This window comes from Maricaulis maris, from assembly GCF_049116555.1.
GTDB classification, from domain to species: domain Bacteria; phylum Pseudomonadota; class Alphaproteobacteria; order Caulobacterales; family Maricaulaceae; genus Maricaulis; species Maricaulis maris_C.
This window is the reverse complement of record NZ_JAGDYT010000012.1, coordinates 1-20246: the sequence shown is the minus strand read 5'-3', so window position 1 is coordinate 20246 and position 20246 is coordinate 1. Positions and strand designations below refer to the sequence as shown.

The 20246-nt window shown below is 60.3% G+C and carries 21 protein-coding genes and 1 tRNA gene; 6 read left to right on the top strand and 16 right to left on the bottom strand.

The window, feature by feature from the left end:
• Positions 1 to 44 precede the first annotated feature (44 nt).
• Positions 45 to 365 carry a thioredoxin TrxA gene (trxA, locus tag JXQ94_RS13040; protein WP_297736316.1) on the top strand — a complete coding sequence of 107 codons (321 nt, stop codon included), beginning with the start codon at positions 45 to 47 and terminating at the stop codon, positions 363 to 365.
• Positions 366 to 443: 78 nt separating this feature from the next.
• On the opposite strand, the gene JXQ94_RS13035 is transcribed toward trxA, so the two are convergent.
• The 9 genes from JXQ94_RS13035 to JXQ94_RS12995 all read right to left on the bottom strand — a co-directional run bounded on the left by JXQ94_RS13035 (position 444) and on the right by JXQ94_RS12995 (position 7740).
• Complete coding sequence (locus JXQ94_RS13035; RefSeq protein WP_421924226.1) at positions 444 to 1460, bottom strand: S41 family peptidase; 1017 nt, start codon at positions 1458 to 1460, stop codon at positions 444 to 446.
• An 88-nt stretch (positions 1461 to 1548) separates the two neighbouring features.
• Positions 1549 to 2805 carry a bifunctional folylpolyglutamate synthase/dihydrofolate synthase gene (locus tag JXQ94_RS13030; RefSeq protein WP_421924296.1) on the bottom strand — a complete coding sequence of 419 codons (1257 nt, stop codon included), beginning with the start codon at positions 2803 to 2805 and terminating at the stop codon, positions 1549 to 1551.
• Positions 2806 to 2866: 61 nt separating this feature from the next.
• Positions 2867 to 3802, bottom strand: coding sequence for an acetyl-CoA carboxylase, carboxyltransferase subunit beta (gene accD, locus JXQ94_RS13025; RefSeq protein ID WP_421924225.1), 936 nt, complete (start codon positions 3800 to 3802; stop codon positions 2867 to 2869).
• A gap of 50 nt (positions 3803 to 3852) precedes the next feature.
• Complete coding sequence (trpA, locus tag JXQ94_RS13020) at positions 3853 to 4653, bottom strand: tryptophan synthase subunit alpha (protein ID WP_421924295.1); 801 nt, start codon at positions 4651 to 4653, stop codon at positions 3853 to 3855.
• On the bottom strand, positions 4650 to 5114 hold the full coding sequence (locus JXQ94_RS13015; protein WP_421924224.1) for a hypothetical protein: 465 nt from the start codon (positions 5112 to 5114) through the stop codon (positions 4650 to 4652). The genes trpA and JXQ94_RS13015 overlap by 4 nt, the downstream gene beginning before the upstream one ends.
• A gap of 100 nt (positions 5115 to 5214) precedes the next feature.
• Entirely contained in the window at positions 5215 to 5496 is a 282-nt protein-coding gene (locus JXQ94_RS13010; RefSeq protein WP_421924223.1) for a BrnA antitoxin family protein, read from the bottom strand.
• Positions 5474 to 5758: a BrnT family toxin gene (locus JXQ94_RS13005; RefSeq protein WP_421924222.1), complete on the bottom strand. Its 285-nt coding sequence runs from the start codon at positions 5756 to 5758 to the stop codon at positions 5474 to 5476. Before JXQ94_RS13005 ends, JXQ94_RS13010 begins: the two co-directional genes overlap by 23 nt.
• An 84-nt stretch (positions 5759 to 5842) precedes the next feature.
• Positions 5843 to 7075, bottom strand: coding sequence for a tryptophan synthase subunit beta (trpB, locus tag JXQ94_RS13000; RefSeq protein WP_421924221.1), 1233 nt, complete (start codon positions 7073 to 7075; stop codon positions 5843 to 5845).
• A gap of 29 nt (positions 7076 to 7104) precedes the next feature.
• The gene (locus tag JXQ94_RS12995) at positions 7105 to 7740 is read right to left on the bottom strand and encodes a phosphoribosylanthranilate isomerase (protein WP_421924220.1); all 636 of its coding nucleotides are present in this window, start codon (positions 7738 to 7740) and stop codon (positions 7105 to 7107) included.
• Between the two features lie 145 nt (positions 7741 to 7885).
• On the opposite strand from JXQ94_RS12995, the gene JXQ94_RS12990 reads away from it, so the two are divergent.
• A complete protein-coding gene (locus tag JXQ94_RS12990; RefSeq protein ID WP_421924219.1) occupies positions 7886 to 8272 on the top strand; it encodes a hypothetical protein in 387 nt (128 codons plus the stop codon).
• Here JXQ94_RS12990 and JXQ94_RS12985 read toward each other — a convergent pair.
• Entirely contained in the window at positions 8269 to 9213 is a 945-nt protein-coding gene (locus JXQ94_RS12985; RefSeq protein ID WP_421924218.1) for a LysR substrate-binding domain-containing protein, read from the bottom strand. The genes JXQ94_RS12990 and JXQ94_RS12985 overlap by 4 nt on opposite strands.
• A gap of 91 nt (positions 9214 to 9304) precedes the next feature.
• Here JXQ94_RS12985 and JXQ94_RS12980 point away from each other — a divergent pair, with 91 nt between their 5' ends.
• Entirely contained in the window at positions 9305 to 9457 is a 153-nt protein-coding gene (locus tag JXQ94_RS12980; protein ID WP_421924216.1) for a hypothetical protein, read from the top strand.
• A 16-nt stretch (positions 9458 to 9473) separates the two neighbouring features.
• Here JXQ94_RS12980 and JXQ94_RS12975 read toward each other — a convergent pair whose 3' ends face one another.
• The 5 genes from JXQ94_RS12975 to aroA form a co-directional block, all read right to left on the bottom strand.
• Entirely contained in the window at positions 9474 to 10175 is a 702-nt protein-coding gene (locus tag JXQ94_RS12975; protein ID WP_421924215.1) for a putative metalloprotease CJM1_0395 family protein, read from the bottom strand.
• A gap of 89 nt (positions 10176 to 10264) precedes the next feature.
• A complete protein-coding gene (locus JXQ94_RS12970; RefSeq protein WP_295690633.1) occupies positions 10265 to 10570 on the bottom strand; it encodes an integration host factor subunit beta in 306 nt (101 codons plus the stop codon).
• 141 nt (positions 10571 to 10711) lie between these two features.
• A complete protein-coding gene (rpsA, locus tag JXQ94_RS12965) occupies positions 10712 to 12457 on the bottom strand; it encodes a 30S ribosomal protein S1 (RefSeq protein ID WP_295690674.1) in 1746 nt (581 codons plus the stop codon).
• A 136-nt stretch (positions 12458 to 12593) separates the two neighbouring features.
• On the bottom strand, positions 12594 to 13220 hold the full coding sequence (cmk, locus tag JXQ94_RS12960; protein WP_421924214.1) for a (d)CMP kinase: 627 nt from the start codon (positions 13218 to 13220) through the stop codon (positions 12594 to 12596).
• Positions 13217 to 14560, bottom strand: a complete 1344-nt coding sequence (gene aroA / locus JXQ94_RS12955; RefSeq protein WP_421924212.1) for a 3-phosphoshikimate 1-carboxyvinyltransferase — start codon at positions 14558 to 14560, stop codon at positions 13217 to 13219. The genes cmk and aroA overlap by 4 nt, the downstream gene beginning before the upstream one ends.
• Before the next feature lie 110 nt (positions 14561 to 14670).
• Here aroA and JXQ94_RS12950 point away from each other — a divergent pair, with 110 nt between their 5' ends.
• Both JXQ94_RS12950 and JXQ94_RS12945 read left to right on the top strand, forming a co-directional pair.
• Complete coding sequence (locus JXQ94_RS12950; protein ID WP_421924211.1) at positions 14671 to 15117, top strand: TIGR02300 family protein; 447 nt, start codon at positions 14671 to 14673, stop codon at positions 15115 to 15117.
• A gap of 121 nt (positions 15118 to 15238) precedes the next feature.
• A tRNA-Ala gene (locus JXQ94_RS12945) sits at positions 15239 to 15314 on the top strand.
• Positions 15315 to 15426: 112 nt separating this feature from the next.
• Here JXQ94_RS12945 and JXQ94_RS12940 read toward each other — a convergent pair.
• Positions 15427 to 16317: an alkaline phosphatase D family protein gene (locus JXQ94_RS12940; protein ID WP_421924294.1), complete on the bottom strand. Its 891-nt coding sequence runs from the start codon at positions 16315 to 16317 to the stop codon at positions 15427 to 15429.
• Between the two features lie 1331 nt (positions 16318 to 17648).
• Here JXQ94_RS12940 and JXQ94_RS12935 point away from each other — a divergent pair.
• A partial coding sequence (locus JXQ94_RS12935; RefSeq protein WP_421924210.1) for a hypothetical protein occupies positions 17649 to 20246 on the top strand: 2598 nt, incomplete at its 3' end.

Below are 20246 nucleotides of genomic sequence, written 5' to 3'. Positions count from 1 at the left end.
AGTGAGTCCGCCCCCGCGGATTCGTTCCAGCAAAGGAGTGTCCCATGGCGACCAAAGCGGTCAGCGATGAATCCTTCGAGAGTGACGTGATCAATGCCACTGGCCCGGTCCTTGTGGACTTCTGGGCAGAATGGTGTGGTCCGTGCAAACAGATATCCCCGGCGCTCGAAGAGATCGCTGAAGAAATGTCCGGCGCACTGACAGTGGCCAAGGTGAATATCGACGATCATCCGATGACGCCTGGCAAGTATGGCGTGCGCGGCATTCCGACCCTGATGATCTTCAAGGACGGCCAGGTCGTCTCCACGAAGATCGGTGCCATGGCCAAGGGCAAGATTTCGGAATGGGTTCAGGAAACGCTCTAGGCGCGTCCTGCTTCACTGACACAGGAAAGCGGGCCCTCCATGTGGAGGGCCCGCTTTTTTCTGTGGCGCGCAAGCGGCTCAGTCGTCGTTGATGAGACCGAAGGCCACATCATCGGCCTGATCCGCCTCCGCCCGGATATCGGGGGTCACGCCATTGCCTTCGATCCGGCCATGCGCGACGGAATAGTAGTCCGCAATAGGCAGCCAGAGCTGCAGGCCTTCCGGCAGGTCAAACACGGTTTGGGACAGCATTTCTCCGGCGGTTTGCTCGCCAATCAATACGGCGCGACCGGAGGCTTTCAGGGCGTCGGCGGCCATCTCGGCCGCGCTGGCTGTCGTTGCGCTGATCAGGACATAGACCGGACCGTCATAGCGGTGCTCGGAGACCGGATCGAAACGGATGGGTGTCAGGGCATTGACCTGGACGGCCTGCCAGAAGGAGCGCAGCGACCAGCCTTCCCAGGAGGGGATGCCGGCGATATCGGCTGCGGTCGGCGTGCGATCATGCGCGGCGCTCCACGGCTGGGACACGAAGATGCCCGCTTCGAGCGGCTCGGCCAGCACGTGGCGGACAAGCGGGAGCACCGCGAAGGCGCCGCCACCATTCTCGCGCAGATCGATCACCAGCGCTTCGGCGCCTTGCGCAGCGATCTCGGCATAGGCCGCATGGATCTCCTCGATCGTGTCCTGCCCCATCATGGTGGTGACTGTCAGGATCGCCGTTTCGCCTTGCCAGTTGAGCGTGGCGCCGCCTCCGCCGATGCGAAGCGTGTCGACATAGGCCGCCATCTGTTCGGCGGTGCCCTGGGCTTCCGACAGGTTGACGTGCGAGAAGGGCGCGTCGGCCCAGATCGCGTGAAAGCCGGTGAGGAAATCGGCGCGATTTGAGGCCTCGGTTCCGAGTTCCAGCATGGCCGTCTCGACCGCTTGATAGGCCGGGGCATCCAGCTCATCGGGATTGTAGTGGTGATCCCGCATCAGCGCCGTGATTGCGTTGGCGACCGGCTGCATGTCGGTAATGTCCGGCACCGGGTCGGCCGGCGTCGCAGCTTGAACCAGCGCCAGAAGGCCGGCGGCCATGATTGAGTACGTCATGAAGCTCTGTCTCCAAAGGGCGCCCGAGCCCGTTGTGGACTAGATGCCTCCGAGACCGGTTTTGGATGCGGTAATGCGGCCCTGGCCGTCAGCCTGGCGTGAGGTGCGGGGGTTCGTCGCCCAGGGCCAGCGCTTCGCCGACCAGATAGAGCGAGCCGCTGACCAGGATTCGCGGTGAGGGTGTTTCCTTGACCGCATTCTTCATTGCCGGGATCAGCCCGGAGGCGGAACAGGCGTCGAGACCGGCGCGTTTGGACGCGGCCACGACTTCGTCGACCGGTTGCGAACCGCCACGGCCGGACTTGAATTCCACCGCAATCAGGCGTCGGGCCAGACCGGCGAACTGGCTGCACCAGGCTTCCACATCCTTGCCCGGGGTAAAGCCGGCAATGATGACCAGCGGCCGGTCCTCGCGCTCATCCATGTCGGCGAGCGCATGGGAAAGGGCCTTGGCGGCCGCCTCATTGTGACCGCTGTCGAGCCAGAGCTCGGCCTCGACCGTACGGGCTATATCGCCGATCGGGCCGGTCGAGACGCGTTGCAGCCGTCCGGGCCAGCGCGCATCGCCAATTCCCTTGGCGACGGCTTCCTCCGGCCATTGCAGGACAGCAGCACAGGCCGCTGCGGCGCCGGCATTGAGGATCTGATGCGGGCCGAGCAGGCCCGGCGCCGGCAAATCCCAGACCTGGGTCTCATTCTCGAAGACCAGTCGCCCGTGCTGCATGTAGGCATTGTAGTCGCGGCCCCAGACATAGGTCGGTGCGCCAACTTTCTGGGCTTCGTCGAGGATGGCGGCTTCGGCGACATCGCCCTGGCTGGCGATCACGGCCGGAATGCCGAACTTGCAGATACCGGCCTTGATGCGGGCAATGTCGGCGAGCTCGTCGCCCAGGAATTCCTGATGGTCGAGGCTGACCGGCGTGATTACGCTGAGCGCCGGCTTGGCAATGACATTGGTCGCGTCCAGCCGCCCGCCCATGCCGACTTCCAGAATGAGCCGGTCGGCGGGGTGTTCCGAGAAGAGCAGGAAGGCGGCCGCGGTTGTGATCTCGAAGAAGGTTATGGGCTCGCCGAAATTGGCGGCTTCGCAACGGGCGAAGGCCTCGATCAGGGTGCGGTCATCCACCGGTCTGGAATCGAGCAGGATGCGCTCATTGAAGTTGACCAGATGGGGTGAGGTATAGATATGGACGCGCTCGCCCTTGGCGCGTGCCATTTCTGCCAGGAAGGCGCAAAGCGAGCCTTTGCCATTGGTCCCGGCGACATGGATGGTCGGCGGCAGGCTGTCCTGCGGCGAGCCGAGTGCGGCCAGAAGCCGCTGAAGACGGCCCAGGGAGAGATCAATTTTCCGGGGGTGCAGGCGCGCAAGGCGCGCCAGCGCGTCGTCGAGGGCTTGTCGACGCGTGCTAATGGCTCCCCCCGTCGGTCACCACATGATCAGGTGGCGGCGGGGTGAGGGAGACTGGCATGGAGGTGCCGGGCTTCTTCATCATGACCCTCAACATCCGGGCCAGTGTAGCGGGAATGTCGGCGCGATGCACGACTTTGTCGACCATGCCCTTTTCCAGCAGGTATTCGGCACGCTGGAATCCTTCCGGCAGTTTTTCGCGAATGGTCTGCTCGATCACGCGCGGACCGGCGAAGCCGATCAGGGCGCCCGGCTCGGCGATATGGACATCGCCCAGCATCGCGTAGGAAGCGGTCACGCCGCCCGTGGTCGGATCGGTCAGGACCACGATATAGGGCAGGCCGGCTTCGCGCAGCATGTCGACGGCCAGCGTCGTGCGCGGCATCTGCATCAGCGACAAGGCGCCTTCCTGCATGCGCGCACCGCCAGCTGCGGTGAAGACGATGAGCGGCGCCTTGCGTGACAGGGCAAGCTCGGCCGCCTTGATGAAGCTCTCGCCGGCAGCCATGCCGAGCGAGCCGCCCATGAAGGCGAAATTCTGAACCAGGGCGACGGCATCGAGGCCGCCGATCTGGCCGTGCGCGATCGCCATGGAATCATCGCGCCCGGTCTTCTTGCGGGCCGCGGCCAGACGGGTCGTATAAGGCTTGTCGTCGCGGAATTTGAGCGGGTCCTTGGCCACTTCCGGCGTATCGACCTCAGTGTAGTCGCCGTCGAAGGTGAACTGGAAACGATAGGCCGGGGTGATCCGCATATGGTGACCGGCCGGGGTCACGAACATCCCCGCTTCCAGATCCTTGTGGAAGACCATCTCCTTGGAGATCGGGCATTTGACCCAGAGATTGTCCGGCGTGTCGCGCTTGGAAAAGATTTTCGACATGCCCGGCGGCGTGATTTTCGACAGCCAGTTCAATCCGTTCGACTTCTCGGTCATTGCGTCTTCCGTACTCTGCGGCCGCAAGGCCTGTCCCTTGACCCTAAGGTCTAGTTTTTCTGGCTCCGGGCGGTATGCACCGCCGAGGCCAGTCGTTTCACCAGACCGGTCGCGCCGTCGACACCGCCCTCATGCATGGCGTCGACAATGGCCGATCCGACCACGACAGCATCGGCCCGCTTGGCAATCGCTTGCGCCTGTTCCGGCTCGCGAACGCCAAAGCCCACGGCAACCGGCAGGCCGGACGCGGCCTTGACCCGGTCGACAGCGGCGCCAACCTCGGTGACCACGCCGGTTCCGGCCCCGGTCACCCCTGTCGTGGAGACGTAATAAACGAAGCCCGCCGTATTGGCGACCACAGTCGCCAGACGGTCATCATCGGTGGTTGGCGTGGCCAGGCGGATCAGCGCGATGCCGGCCTTTTCCAATGCGGTGCGCAGCTCATTGTCTTCCTCCGGCGGGATGTCGACACAGATCAACCCGTCGACACCGGCCTTGGCGGCTGCCTTGGCGAACACGTCCCAGCCCATCGAGAAGATCGGATTGGCATAGCCCATCAGGACGATCGGCGTGTCCTTGTCGGTCTTCCGGAAGGCCGACGCCTGGACCAGCGTGCCCTTCAGCGTCATCCCGGCTTCCAGCGCCCGCAGCGCCGACGCCTGGATGGAGGGGCCATCGGCCATCGGATCGGTAAAGGGCATGCCCAGCTCGATCACATCGGCCCCGGCAGCGGGCAGCGCATTGAGCAAGCCCTGACTGTCGCCATCGCCGGCCATCATGTAGGCGACGAAGCCGGCACGGTCATAGGCGGCAAGCTCGGCGAAGCGGGTGGTGAGGCGGTTGGTCATTATTCGGTCTCGCAGGGGTATAGATGGAGGGACACGCCGATGGCATCGAGATAGCCAGTGTCCCGTTCAAGCCGTCGATAGCAGACGCCCGTATCGGTTCGGGTTGTCAGCTCATAGGCAACCGGGATGCGGATCAAATTCGTGCCGTTGTTTCCGGGGCCGACTTGTTGCCATTCAACAGGAGTCCATCCGTAGGCTTCAAGCAAGGCATAGAATCCGGGGGCATCCTGCCAGTGCGGGGCGTAAAGCGCACGACCGACGGTGCCTGTATAGTCCCAGTGCGAGACTTGGCCGTGGGGACATCCACTGCCTGCCGGTTCGCTGCAGTGGACGAAAATGGGCTCCACTGGCGTGATGCTGCTCTGCCATGAATACGGGTAGGGCAGTGCGAAACCCAGTTCGCGCTCAAACTGAGAGGGGCTGTCGTCGAGCACCAGCAGGCCTGCGACCAGAGCCCCGATCACAACTCCAGCCCCAGTTGGCGTGCCACCTGCGGCGCGCCAGTGTCGCCGCGGCCGCTCTGCGCCGACGGTTGGGCGCCTTCAAGATTCTTGATGGCCCTACTCATGCCTGCTTCTTCTTTGCATCCACAAAGGCCCGCAGCACGGCATTCATCCGGGTCTGATAGCCTTTTCCGCTCTCCTTGAAGAAGGCGATGATGTCGTCGTCAAGCCGCAAGGTGACCTGTTTCTTCGACGGCGGGGTCCAGAGCGTGGCTTCAGCGAACCAGGCCTCGTCGAGTTCGGGTATGTCGGAGACGTCGATCTTGTCGTCGGGGATGGCTGCCAATTCGCGAAGTCGCTCCTCCGAGACGGGTTCAAGGTCACTCAGCTTTTTGCGGATCATGGCCATGATGGAGGCGCCTTTCCTTCTTCTTGGCGGGGCGGGCGGAAATGATCCGAATCACCCCGTTTCGCTCTGTGTGGATGACGGCGATGGCGCGCTCACCCAGGAGTCCAATCGAAAAGAACCGTGCTTCTCCATCGCGACCGCGGCGGGCCGGCTGCGTGAGGACGCGTCCCTCGAAGATGAAGGCAGCTTCCCCAAAACTCAGCCCATGCTTGCGCTGGTTGGCCTCATCCTTGGCCGGATCCCATTCGAACTCCATGAAGCGTAGCTACAATTGTAGTTTCCTGCAATCTGTTCCCGCTCGCATTATGCGAGAACATAAAAAGAACACAACTATAAAGTGCTACAGCTCCACCCCCAGCATGCGCGCCACTTGCGGCACGTCCTTGTCGCCGCGGCCGCACATATTCATCAGGATCACCCCGTCAGGGCCCAGCTCCTTTGCCAGGTCGCGGACGCGGGCGAGGGCGTGGGCGGGTTCAAGGGCCGGGATGATGCCTTCCAGCTTGGTGCAGAGCTGGAACATCTCCATCGCCTCCTCATCCGTCGCGGAGACGTATTCGGCGCGTTTCATGTCGTGCAGGAAGGCGTGCTCGGGACCGATCCCCGGATAGTCGAGCCCGGCCGAGATCGAGTGGGCGTCGATGATCTGGCCGTCATCATCCTGTAAAAGATAGGTCTTGTTGCCGTGCAGGATGCCAGGGCGGCCGCCTTTCAGTGAGGCGGCATGCTTGCCGGTCTCCACGCCCAGGCCGGCCGCTTCGACACCGATCAGACGGACATCCTCATCCTCGATGAAGGGATGGAACAGCCCCATCGCATTCGAGCCACCGCCGATACAGGCCACACACGCATCGGGAAGCCGTCCGAGCCGCTCCATCATCTGGGCGCGGGCCTCGCGGCCGATGATCGACTGGAAGTCACGGACCATGGCCGGATAGGGGTGCGGCCCGGCAACCGTGCCGATGACGTAGAAGGTGTCCGAGACATTGGTGACCCAGTCCCGCAGCGCCTCATTCATCGCGTCCTTCAGCGTGCCTGTGCCGGAGGTCACCGGGATGACTTCGGCGCCCAGCAGCTTCATGCGGAAGACATTCGGGGCCTGGCGCTCGACATCGGTCGCGCCCATGAAGACGGTACAGGGAATGCCGAAGCGTGCCGCCACGGTCGCTGTCGCCACGCCATGCTGGCCGGCGCCGGTCTCGGCGATGATCCGGGTCTTGCCCATGCGCTTGGCCAGAAGGACCTGGCCGAGGCAGTTATTGATCTTGTGGCTGCCGGTGTGGTTGAGCTCGTCGCGCTTGAACCAGGTCCTGGCGCCACCGAATTCTTCCGTCAGGCGCTCGGCGAAATAGATCGGGCTCGGCTTGCCGACATAATCCTTGAGGAAAAGGTCCATCTCGGCCCTGAAGGCAGGGTCAGTCTTGGCCGTCTGATAGGCTTTTTCCAGCTCGAGAATGTTCGGCATCAGGGTTTCGGCGACGAAGCGGCCTCCGAAATCGCCAAAGCGGCCATCCACATCCGGCCAGGCCGAAAGCGCATTCGGTCGTGTGTCGGCAGAGGCGGTTTCGCTCATGGCACGCTCCTTGTGCGCTGGGGTGGGGCTCAGCAGGCTGCGAGGGCAGCCGCGAAGCCGGCAAGACGACCCGGATCCTTGATGCCAGGTGCGCTTTCGATACCGGAAGATACATCCACCGCCCCGGCTCCGGCAGCCGAGACAGCGGCGCAGACATTGGTGTCATCAAGCCCGCCGGACAAGAGCCAGGGCACGGAAATCTGCAGAGATTTCAGCAAAGAATAGTCATAGCCATGACCCAGCCCGCCGGGTCGATCGGCCCCGGCCGGCGGTTTGGCATCAAAAAGCAGCATATCGGCGATGCGGTCATAGGGTTTCGCCGCCTCCAGGTCACGCGCTTCGGCGATCGGCAAGGCCTTGATAATGCCCCGCTTTGCGTAGGCTCGGGCCTGCACGACACGCTGCGGCGTCTCGGATCCGTGCAGCTGGATCCAGTCCGGGCGCATGGCATCGCGGATCTGCGCCAGCAAGTCGTCATCCGGATTGACCGTCACCGCCACGGTCTCGCTCGACTTTGCCAGATGGCACAGCTCCCCGGCCAGCGTCGGGGAGACATGGCGCGGGCTCTTTGGAAATATCACATACCCGGTCCAGCGCGCGCCTGCCGTCTCGGCCGCCGCGATGTCCCGTCCGGTCTTCAATCCGCAGAACTTGATGTCGGTCATGGTTTACCGGTTAGCGGCTTCTCGGTGTGAGGGGAAGCGCCGCCGCCGCCTCACGTCGGTCAAATGCATATTGACGCGCAATTTGCGGCAGACTTGCCACCTCGCTAAACTTGTCATTCACGCTTGGGCAATCTTGGAGGCATGTGTGGCGAAGGCGAAAATCTTGCTATCCGTTCTGGCGCTCGCCCTGGCCGGGTGTTCGGCTGGTAATGAGGCCCCCCTTTCCGGAGCTGACGCCGCGATCGCAGCGATCGAGGAGATGAGCGAGACCTTGCGCACTGTCGACGACTGCGGCGAGGCCGGTTTCGCCGCGACGCGCAATGTTGAGCGTGCACCGGGCATTCTGGCGGGCGTCACTTATATTTCCGGAGACCTGACGCTCGACGAGCTCGACGCGATTGAACGGGCTGCCCGGGAGTATGTGGCCATCACCAACAATACTGACAATATATGCCCGGACACAGACGCGGTCAGCCTCGCCGCGTTTAACGCATCCATGCTCTTGGAGAGCATCACGGCCTTGCGCAATTAGCCCACCGGCTTCCCGGCTTCCGGGAAAGCCGGTTCCTGCCGATTGAGGCAAAACGCCATGGGCTGGAACAGCATCCAGTCGATAAAGGCCTTGATCTTGGGCTCTTTCGCGCGGTTCGGATCGAAGACCATGTAATGGGCGTCGCCATGATCGAGCTCCGTCAAGAAGGGCTCGATGAGGGCGCCCGAGGCGATCTGTTCGGCGAAATAGATCGGGGTGACCATGACCGCGGCGTCGCCTGAGGCAATGGCGGCGGAAACCTCCATGGTCTGGGTTTCGAGTTCGAGCGCCGGGCGGTCGGGCAGACGGGACGGATCACCACCGGCCTGGTCAAGCCAGTCGCGCCACCAGCTGATTGGACCAAAGAGGCGCAGTCTGAGCAGGTCGTTCGGTGTGTCGAACGGGCCAAAGCGCTCCAGCGCTGCGCGCGAGACCAGCGGTGCCGTTGTGTCACCGAACAGACGTCGCGCTTCCAGGCCTGGCCATTGACCCTTGCCGATGCGGATGCCGATATCGGCCTCACCGGCCTTGATGTCGACCATGTCGGCGCGACTGTCGATGCGCACGGCGAGGTCGGGATTGTCCAACTGGAAAGCGCCAAGCCGCGGGACCAGCCAGTTCGAGCAGAAGGTCGGCAGGGCGGTCAGCGAAAGCACGCTGTCACGATCCTCGCGGACATCGCGGAAGGTGCGTTCCAGCAGGCGGAAGGCCTCGGATGTGCCGCGGGCGAGGCGGGCGCCGCGCGCGGTCAGCTCGACATGACGCGGCTTGCGGTCGAACAGGGAAAATCCGAGCCGGTCTTCCAGCAGTTTGATCTGATAGCTTACCGCCGCCTGGGTCATGCCGAGGGCCTCACCGGTGCGGGTGAAATTGCCCAGACGGGCCGCGGTCTCGAAGACGCGGATGGCGTTGATCGGTGGAAGTCGGGGCGTTCTATCCATTAAACCAGCTTATGACAGACCCTTGAGAACTCGTTGGTCACTGCCATGTTGAGCAACCTATATCAAGTCATCGCTTGAACAGGAGGCGGCCATGACATTGGTTGAATTGATGATTGAAACCACCGAGCCACAGCGTGTGAGCGCGGTCATTCCGCGGCATTCAGGGCGCCATGACTGGTTGGGTTGGATGGTGCGCCGCTTCAACTGGCTGGACGGTCACGCGGACTGGAACCGCAAGGTCTAAGGGCTCAAGGGGCGGTTCAGGCCGCCCCGGCGGGCAGGGCCGATGCCTGATGCCGATAGGCATTGGCCGCATAGGCGGTGAGGTCGTTCGGTACCGTTGATGCCGATGCCGATGGCATCGACGGGTCCGATGAGGTGTCGGCGTTTCGCATTTCCGCGATCTGCTGGTTCAGCGAAGGCTGCAGCTTCTCCCCAGGCGCTGCGGCCTTGCCCTCATCGCCGTCTTCGCCCTGCCGGCGATTGAGCTCGGCGCGCGCCTGGGCAATCTTGGCGTCCGCCAGGGCCGCAACTTTCCGGTCCTGACCGGAGGGCTCGGCCGGAGCCAGGGCGGCCGCCTTGACCTGTTGCATCTTCTCGATGGTGGCCTGCGGGTCGCCCTTTATCTCGCCCGCATCAATCGGGACTTCCCCGCCGACCGCGTAGGCGCGCCCGTCCGGGCCCTTCTGGAACGTGTAGCTGGCGGCTCCCGCATACTGACCGCCGGCGGCCTGGTGCGCCCGCTCATGGGCGCGGACTTCGCGGTCGCGCGCCTTGAGTGCATCGACTTGCTTGCGCTCTTCATCAGAAAGCTGTTCGCCGCCCCTGGCCTTTGACGCCCCCTCACAGCCGCCACACGCCGAGCTCCCGCACGACCCGCAGCTGGCGAGCCGATTGGTCTGCTCGGTCGCAACCGGTCTGGCGACCCGGGCTATGGCCGGGGTCGAAACAGCGGAGGACACGGATGACGCAATCATTGCGACGAGTGTCGCCGCAGCGCGTTAAGCCGACGTAAAGGGAGTCAATAAGAGGCGCGGGATCGCCTTGCTGGTCAGGCGATTTCCGGATTGGTCTCGCGCGAGGCATCGACGCGTTCGCGCAATTCCTTGCCGGTCTTGAAGAAGGGCACATGCTTCTCCTTCACCGCAACACTCTCGCCGGTGCGCGGATTGCGACCAACCCGGGAGGGGCGGTGGCGGACGGAAAAGGCACCAAAACCGCGAAGCTCGACACGGTCACCTTCGGCCAGGGCGTCGGTGATTCCGTCAAGAATGGTATTCACGACGCGCTCGACATCTCGGTGGTAAAGATGGGGATTGGCCTCGGCCAGTTTGTCGATCAATTCGGACTTGATCATGCTAACCCTCCGCGTGTGAATGCCTAATCCTTACGTCTGGCGTCCCTCACGTCAATGCACACACGCAAAATTGGTCACAAAAAAACGGCCGGAGCATGAGCCCCGGCCGTTCTTCATGTCCCTTGCGGGAAGGACGCTGGATCAGTCGTCCTTGTTTTCGGTGTTCTCGCGCATTGCGGCGCCGAGGATGTCACCCAGCGAAGCGCCGGCATCCGAGGAACCATACTGCTCGACCGCTTCACGCTCTTCGGAGATCTCGAGCGCCTTGATGGAGAGCGAGATACGACGCGTGGCCTTGTCGATATTGGTGATGCGGGCATCAACCTTGTCACCGACGGCAAAACGTTCCGGACGCTGCTCGCCGCGATCGCGGGAGAGGTCGGACTTGCGGATGAAGGCCTTGACCGGGCTGTCATCGCCAAAGGCGACTTCGATACCGCCCGAAGTCACTTCGGTGACGGTGCAGGTGACGGTGTCGCCACGACCGACGCCGGAGCTGTCCATCGGGTCACCGGCCAGCTGCTTGATGCCGAGGGAAACGCGTTCCTTCTCGACGTCCACATCGAGGACTTTCGCGTCGACCATGTCGCCCTTTTTGAAGGCTTCGATGGCTTGCTCGCCCGACTGGTCCCAGGAGATGTCGGAGAGGTGGACCATGCCGTCGATGTCGCCGTCGAGGCCAACGAACAGACCGAATTCGGTGATGTTCTTGATCTCGCCCTTGATGGCGGTACCGGACGGATAGTTCTCGGCGAACACTTCCCACGGATTGCGCTGGGTCTGCTTGACGCCCAGTGAGATGCGGCGCTTGTCGGCGTCGACATCGAGGACCATGACCTGGACTTCCTGGGAGGTCGACAGGATCTTGCCCGGGTGGACGTTCTTCTTGGTCCAGGACATTTCGGAAACGTGGACGAGGCCTTCGACGCCCTCTTCCAGTTCAACGAAAGCGCCGTATTCCGCGATATTGGTGACGCGACCTTCAAAGGTGGCACCGACCGGGTATTTCGCGGCAACGCCTTCCCACGGATCGGACATGAGTTGCTTCATGCCGAGCGAGATGCGCTGGGTTTCCTTGTTGATCTTGATGATCTGGACTTTGACCGTCTGGCCGACTTCCACCACTTCAGACGGGTGGCCGACGCGGCTCCACGACATGTCAGTGACGTGCAGCAGGCCGTCAATGCCGCCGAGGTCAACGAATGCACCGTAATCGGTGATGTTCTTGACGACGCCGTCACGGGCTTCGCCCTCGGCCAGCTGGCCGACGAGTTCAGCGCGCTGCTCGGCACGGCTTTCTTCCAGAACGGCGCGGCGCGAGACCACGATATTGCCGCGCGGACGGTCCATTTTCAGGATCGCGAACGGCTGTTCCTGGTTCATCAGCGGGCCGACATCGCGGACCGGACGGATATCAACCTGGGAGCCCGGCAGGAAGGCGGAAGCGCCACCCAGATCCACAGTGAAGCCACCCTTGACGCGGCCGACGATAGCGCCGTTGACCGGCTCTTTCTTGTCGAAGGACTTCTCGAGGCGGTCCCAGCTCTCTTCGCGGCGAGCCTTGTCGCGCGAGAGGATGGCGTCGCCGAGGGCGTTTTCGATACGCTCGAGATAAACTTCGACATCGTCGCCGACTTTCGGGGCGTCAGAGCCCGGGCCGGTGAATTCGCGAAGCGGGATGCGACCTTCGGTCTTGAGGCCAACATCGACAACGACATCGCCATTTTCAACAGCGGTAACGGTGCCTTTGATGACCTGGCCTTCAGCCAGATCGCGTCCGGCCAGGCTGGCTTCCAGCATGGCGGCGAAATCATCAGTCGACGGGGTAAGAGTTTCTGTAGACATGTTAAAGGGTTGCTCCGAGGCAGCGAGATCGGGATTTTCTATGTGTCTCGCCGCTTGGCCGGGTTCGGCCGGTTGGAATTAAAACAATGTGGGCGGCCGAAACGGGTCCGCGACGCAATTCGGTCACGGCATCCGTCGTCTGAACGCCCGGCTATCTGCCACCTTGCTGTCGACGGGATCACGTCTTTTGGCGTTTTTCCACAATCGCGACAGCGTCGGTAACGGCCGCGTCTATACTCAAGGATGACGTGTCTAGCAAGGTCGCGTCTTCGGCCGGGCGCATGGGCGCGTCAGCGCGTTCGGCATCGCGCAGGTCCCGTTCCCGGGTTTGGGCGAGCATATCCTCAAAGGTGATCGTTTCGCCGCGTGCTGCCAATTCCGACCAGCGTCGCCGCGCACGGGTTTCGGTGGCGGCGGTGATGTAGAGCTTCACATCCGCATCGGGACAGATGACCGTGCCGATATCGCGGCCGTCGAGGATGGCGCCTCCCGGCTGGGTCGCGAAGTCGCGCTGGAGCTCGTAGAGCGCCTTTCGAACGGCTGGCAGGGCCGCAACACGCGAGGCCATGGCGCCGGCCTCTGCAGTGCGGATTCGGGTCTCGTCTATTCCGGTCAGGTCCAGTGTCCGCGCCGCGCGCGCACAGGCGGCTTCATCGGTCGGGTCTATGCCGGCATCGAGCACCGCGACGCCGGTGGCGCGGTAGAGAGAGCCCGTATCGAGATAAGGCAGGTCGAAATGCGCGGCCAGGGCCCGGGCAATCGTACCCTTGCCGGACGCCAGGGGCCCGTCGACCGCGATTATCATGGGAGCGGCTCCAATACCCCGCCGAGGGCGGCCATGTCGTCGAAGAAGTCCGGATAGGACGTGGCGATCATGGCGATGTCATCCACCCGCGCGGCCGAGCCGGCGCCGAGGCCGATGACGAGGCCGCTCATGGCAAGCCGGTGATCGTGATGGGTCAGGGTCTCGCCGCCGCCCGGGACGCCGCCGACACCCATCCCTGTGACGACAAGACTGTCCTCGCCCTCCTCGACCGGGACGCCATTGGCGCGCAGCAGGGCCGCGCTGCCGGCCAGCCGATCGCTTTCCTTGGCCCGTAATTCCTCCAGGCCCGGCATGTGGGTGACCCCTTCGGCATAGGCCGCGGCTACGCACAGAACCGGGTATTCATCGATCATGGACGGGGCGCGTTCGGCCGGGACGGTGATGCCGCGCAGCTGAGTGTGGCGCACGCGGACATGCATCGTCTTCTCGCCAGCCATCTCCGGACCTGGCGTCAGGGTGATATCGGCCCCCATTTCCCGAAGCGTGTCGATCAGCCCGGTACGGGCCGGATTGTCCATGACGCCGGTGAGGGTGATGTCAGAGCCGGGGACGATCAGCGCAGCGACCATGGCGAAGGCCGAGGAGGAGGGGTCGCCCGGCACGTCAACCGGGCAGGCAGTCAGGGTCTGCGGGCCGGCAAGCGTTATGGTCGCCGACGGGCCATCGCGTTTGACCGACAAGGACACACCGAAGGCCTTCAGCATGGTCTCGGTGTGATCGCGGGTTATCTGGGGCTCATGCACGACCGTGGTGCCGTTTGCGCCAAGCGCGGCAAGCAGGACCGCCGACTTCACCTGGGCCGACGCGATGGGCGGCGTGTACGCGATCCCGGTGAGGGGGCCCGCTTCCAGATGCGCGGGCAGCCGGCCATCCGTGGTCGTGAAGCGCGCGCCCATTTCACCGAGCGGATCGGTGACGCGGCGCATCGGTCGTGAGGAGAGGCTTTCATCACCGACAAAATCAGCACCAGCGCCTGTGCCCGCGACGGCGCCCATCATCAGACGAACACCGGTTCCGGCATTGCCGAAGTCGAGCGGGGCCTCCGGAGTGGAGAATCGGCCACCGGTTCCGGTGATACGCCACTGCCCCGGTCCGAGATGTTCGACCGTCGCGCCAAGCGCGGCTGCAGCTTTGCCGGAATTTATGACATCGTCACTTTCCAGCAGTCCGCTGACCTCGGTCACGCCGTTCGCCAGCCCTCCGAGAATGAAGGCGCGATGGGAAATCGACTTGTCTCCCGGGGCCTTGATGGAACCGGACAGGGCGGATGCGGGCAGGGCTCGCATGGCGCCTTCACGGCGCATCAAGGATGGGGTCATCAACGGATTGGCAAGGTTTGAGGTGACATACGGCGATGAGGTTTTGACAGAGCGCGGTGATCGTGGCAACGGGTCCCGCCGAAAATGAAAACTGGTTATGTAGGGATGCCATGGCCAAGCCTGAATTGGGAAGCAAGCGCGCGTGCCCCAGCTGCAGCGCGAAATTCTACGATCTCGGTCGCCGTCCGGCCCGATGTCCGAAGTGTGAGACCGAGTTCGACCCGGAGCGCGAAGACCCGCGCCTGAAGGCCAAGCTCGAGGCTGACGACGAGGAAGAGACACCGAAGAAGGTCGTCTCGACCGAAGAGGATGACGGCTATGGCGACGAGACGGATGACACGCCGGAAGTCGACTCAGAAGCGGCCTTGTCCAGCTCGGATGATGACGATGATGATGACGACGCATCAGGCCTGAGCGACGACCTGCCGGACGGGTTCAGCGAAGACGGCGTTGATGATGACGATGATGATGATGACGATGAAACGGGCGTCCTGATCGATGATGAGGATGACGATGATCTCGGCGACTTCAACATCGAGAAAGACGAGGATCTCTAGGCCTTCGCCTGGGCGCTGCATTTGCCGCGCAAAAGAGGCTTGATCCCGGTGAAAACCGGGACTAGGTTCCGCGCCTCTCGCCGAGGGCATGTTCCCAAACGCCCACGGTGACCCGAGTTTCGGGGCCATAGCTCAGTTGGGAGAGCGCTTGCATGGCATGCAAGAGGTCGGCGGTTCGATTCCGCCTGGCTCCACCACCCTCTAGATTTCCCAGAGATTCTGTTGTGGTCTACCGCGCGGCATGTGTTGGTGACAGAGCCGCTCGACGTATCCGATTCCAGGTGTGGTTTGATCGAGATAGGGGCGTATCTAGAATTGGCGAACGCTCCTATCCATTAGCTCGCCTTTGCGCCCATAGACAGAAATTTCCATCCCTTGTGGCGCAACTTCAACACGGGTGAAGTTGTCGTCGCCCACGACTTTGCTGGGATTGGCAAGGGAAAAGACGCCCGCTTGGCCCGCGTCAATTGTGCCCTTAGTTCGAAAATGTCGTGCTGACGGATGGGGATAGGGCCAGAAGAAGGAAGAAGATACAACCGAGTGAACCTTCAGTCCGGTTGGTGACACCAGTTCCAATGAAAGGGACGCATGAATATCTCCTGAGAAAAAGACAACACGCTCAATTTGGTGTGTCTCAATATGTTCAAGAAGTTCAACCCGCTGTGCATGGTACCCTGACCATTTGTCTTTTGATTCCGATTGCGCAGAGTCAGGGGCAAATGGAACAGATGTAACCACGATCTTCACCCGACCTGATGCGTCTTTTAGCCAGCGCTTCAGAGCGGACATTTGTTCCTGGCTAATCATCTCGGAAGTGCCATCCACCAAATGGGCACGTTCTGTTCTGGAGTCGGTGACAAAGATATCGCAGCACCCATCGCTGTATTTATACCAAAAATGGTTGGGCGTCCCCGTAAGGCGTCGCTTCTTTATGGGGATGTTCGGGCTGTGTGAAAGTTGGTAGCTCTGATAGGCGTGAATTGCATTTGGATAAAGTGTCTTCCAATCCTTATCACAAGCTTTCGTCGGCCAATTGTCTTCTATCTCATGATCATCAAGGGTCATGTAGGTTGGCGTCCGGCTCATGAGGTCGCGGATGTATCGTTGACCAAAAGCGCTTCGATACCTCTTGTAGAATTTATCCACCGACCGATCTTGCCCGACGAACTTTAGATCATCCGCATAGATTTGATCTCCCATCATTAGGAGCTGGTGGACTGGGCTACCGCTATCAATCTGTTCCAGGATTGATCTGAATGTCTTGTCACCGCGATCATCAAAAAAATCTCCAAGGAATGTTTTTAGAAGATAGCGACAGGAGCCAATGACCAGTGAGCGAGGTTCTGTATCATCATCACTTGCTGTTTGAANNATGCTCCAATGTCGATGTTCCCCCAATCAGAACCTGAAAATCCGGCATCGGATATCTCTGCATCGGAGAAAAAGTAGCCCATCTGGTATTCGTAGTGAGTGGATGGCTCAAGTTTCTCGACGATTGCGATCCCCGTCATATCGAAATTGGGGTTCATTTTGAAGAGAACCGGTTTGTGCCAGTCGCCGCTACCCGCTTTTGCATAACGCAGCGCGCCAAAGCACCTCCTTGGAAGTCCGTCAATAACGTCTCCTTGTCCTCGACCCCATATCCGAACGCGTGTCGGTGTGGTTTCGCCGATTATTGGGCCAACGGTTACACCGTTCAGTTTCATCACTATGTCCTCCGATGTGTTGGCGCTTTTTCAAGGGAGAGTTGAAGCTGCGCACTCTATGAGCGATTGCTGATTTGGATCCCCGTAGAAACCTTCCTATCCCGGACAAAAAAAGATGAGCTCTCTTGTGAAGTCGAAACAGATCGTCGGGTCAACCGCAGGTTGATTGCGCGACGAGCAGAAAGCCCAAATAGGACACCTATGTTGTCAGGTCACCAGGTCCGACACTGTGCTCGCAAAAACGTTTCGCAAACTTGCCATCTTTAGGGGGCGGCAGGCCACCAGCATGCGAATAAGCGAAAACCTGCGGAGGCATGTCACCCTTCAACAATCTTTATACAGATGTTCTGTCTTCAGAATACATCACCGAATTCAAACGAGAGCACATAGAAGTTGACTCAAAAAAACGACGGTATCACGATAAAGGAAGGAAAAGATTTTGCCAAGGGGAGTGGTGAATTCAATGGGGAACGCGCCGAGCACTTCTCGGGTTGTCGGGATCATTTTGATGGTCGCGGGGATCGTTGCNNTGGCCAGCAGGATTTCCAAACACGCAGGAGCCTGCGTGCGGTGAACGAAATATCTGTTCAGCTTGATGATCGTTTCAGCGCTCTTCACCAGATTATGCGCTTTTTTCCGGTTAAACCCGACAGACCTCTTACATCACCCGATGGCTCAATACTCCCAATGGCGAAGCCGTTGCAGTCTCTCAATAGGGCTCGGGAAGCACGCTCAACAACAGCTCGTTTTGTTACACCTGATGCATGTTCCCGCGTTAATCCAGATGCCAGATGGTGGGTGTCGCCTCATGGGATACGGCAGCAAGTGAGAAGCCTTGCGTCTCTGTGGGAGTGGCAGTGTCAATTCGTTCGCATCTATCTCAATGAGAGTGCGCTAGATGGTGGAGGTGTTTTTTATCAACTCATTGAAGAGCTGACTGATTTCATTCCCTCACTGAGTGCACCTCTCTATCAAGCAGTCGTGGAGACGGCTGCATCCAGTGCTTTTTGCAGCTCACTGGCTGCGGCGAGGAATTCGGTGAGCACCGCAAGTGCTTTTGCGAAAGAAGGGGACAAGTCTGCCGTCCTCAAAGAGGTCATGGAAGACTTTGCGCTGGCCAGAGTTCAGTCATGTATAGAGAATCAGGTCGAAACCGACGATTTGTCAGCAGCACTAAGAAATTTGGAGCGATTTGTCGAAGAACTGCGATCCGATTTCAAAGCAGCGCCATTTGGTTCGGACTATGAGACTGACGTGAACACCGCGATCAGTTTGATTTCATTGCACAAAGAAATTCTTAAGCGTGCGATAGGTTTGCAGGAGTCGGCGACGGAAACTCCGGCAGGCGTAGAGGGGCGCGACCGTCGTCTTGATTTCGCGAGCGATGCGCACATTCTATATCGCGAGTTCTTGTGTGAATTTGAACGCCTGGAGGTCGATGAAGCTGTAGAAGCGCTGCGGGTCTTTCGAGGTATTCTGGATGGGGATGTAGCAAGCGCACGTAGTATCGCCCCCTGCGTGGAAGGCGAAGAGAAAGACCCAGAGGCAATTAGAAGAGCGAAATTTTTGGAGAGGCTCAAAGCCGCTGAGACCAAAGCTCAAAAAATTTCGTTAGCTGAAAAGTCAGCGGCGATCGAATCTGCCAAACTAATAGCGGCTGGAAAATTAGCTGCAATTGAAGCCGGAGAGGCAGAAGGAGTCGAGACGGCAAAATCGGTAATGGCTGAAAAGTTGGCTAAAGCAAACGCAGCAGTGTTCATATCGCTCGAAGAAATTGCGAGGATCGAAGAGCTTGGCAGGGAGGGGGTAGGTGATGAAAAGCTAGATGATGCCATGTCTGACAAATTGATCGAACACAAAACAGAAGATTTCGCTTACATCAGCAACCTATATAGGACGTTGGGTGCGGATCATTCGAGTCGAGAATACAGACAAGTATCCGGCCTGCGCGTATTGCCTCTAAGTGAAATTATGGATCACGCTGATACCTCGTCGACCCTTCGCGCAACGAGATGGTTCAGGCGATTGGAGTCACCCTCCAGTGCGATCGAAAGCCTGTATTGTGATCTAGGCGAGAGTAGGGAAACTTTCCTCCGATTTACCTCGGCTATGGGGGAGTCGCTCCTAGAGGGGGGATTGAAATGCTCCGGTGTTGATCTGAGAAACTTCGGCGGATCACTGGAGCGAAGGTCTGGTGTCCACTACATACTAAACGCGCAGCTGGGCGATTTGATCGATGTGCCAGCGAGAAGCAGCCAGGACATGCGCTTCGCCATAGCGGATTGCAATGGTCGGATTGTCTTTGGAAACCTGGACGGAGGTTCCACCGTTAACAACCTTTCACATTGGTTGGGCTTGTCTCCAAGTACCGCTAAAACCGGTGAGAAGGATGCTGAGATACGGCCTTTCGCACTCTTCTCGACGGCGACAGTCAACGCATCAATTGAGGATGATGCGCTGGCACACTCGAGGGTTGAAACAATCTTCCTTGGTGGACAGCAGTACCAAGCCGCAATCCAGCCCTATCGACTTCCCATCGGTGTAAGCGATCCATCCTGTGAACTAAAGCCGTCGGATCAACCAACGGCGTCTGAACACACAACTAGTCAAAAGGAGTCAACTCAGAACCAGACAACCGACAACCGCCTAACTCAGAACCAAGCAACATGGTTTGTTGTTGGTTTGACGCCTTATGACAAAATCGTCCGTGAGACCCGCAATCCTCCCTTTCTTGTCGTGGCGTGGACTGTTCCCCTGGTTTTTCTCGGGCTGCTTACCTGGCCCTATCTGACTTTCCGATTTGCCGGGTCAGGTCTTAATCTTGGTCGCCTCCACCTGACGGTGACGGCAATCTCGTTGCCAGTTGGCTTTGGGCTTTTGTCATTGCTCCTCTTTGCTTTCTATCACTATCAGTTAGAGCAGACCAAAGTGGTGGTCGAGGCGAAGGCGATTTCAAAAAGTCTCTCTGCTGCATTTTCCCATGAACTCGACGAGACACTGGAAATGATGGTGGGAGATGCGTCTTCTGTTGACGAAAATGATCAGACTGTTTCTGAAGTTTCGTTCGGTCAGCTTGCGCTGCTTGAAAGCGCTGAAAACCTGCTCTCGGCCTTCGACCGCTGTCGCAATTTATTGCTCATGAACAGGAGTAAAGTCGATGCCACCGGTGAGGGCGACAGATGGGACTGGAGGTGCCAGTGGGCGGCTGAGTCGGCTGCTGCTGATGAGAGGCAGACCTTTGAACAGTTCACACGAGGGTACCAATCATTTGAGTTTGCATGGATGATGGACGGAACGCCGGGGTCCCCTGCTGAGGGTAGGCATGTTGGCCCACACCTTTCCTTGAGGGAAACCGCGGTGAGGCGTGTTGCGCTTGGAAACCGTGGGTATTTTCAGAGAGCCAGAAATCGCGAGGGGTGGCGC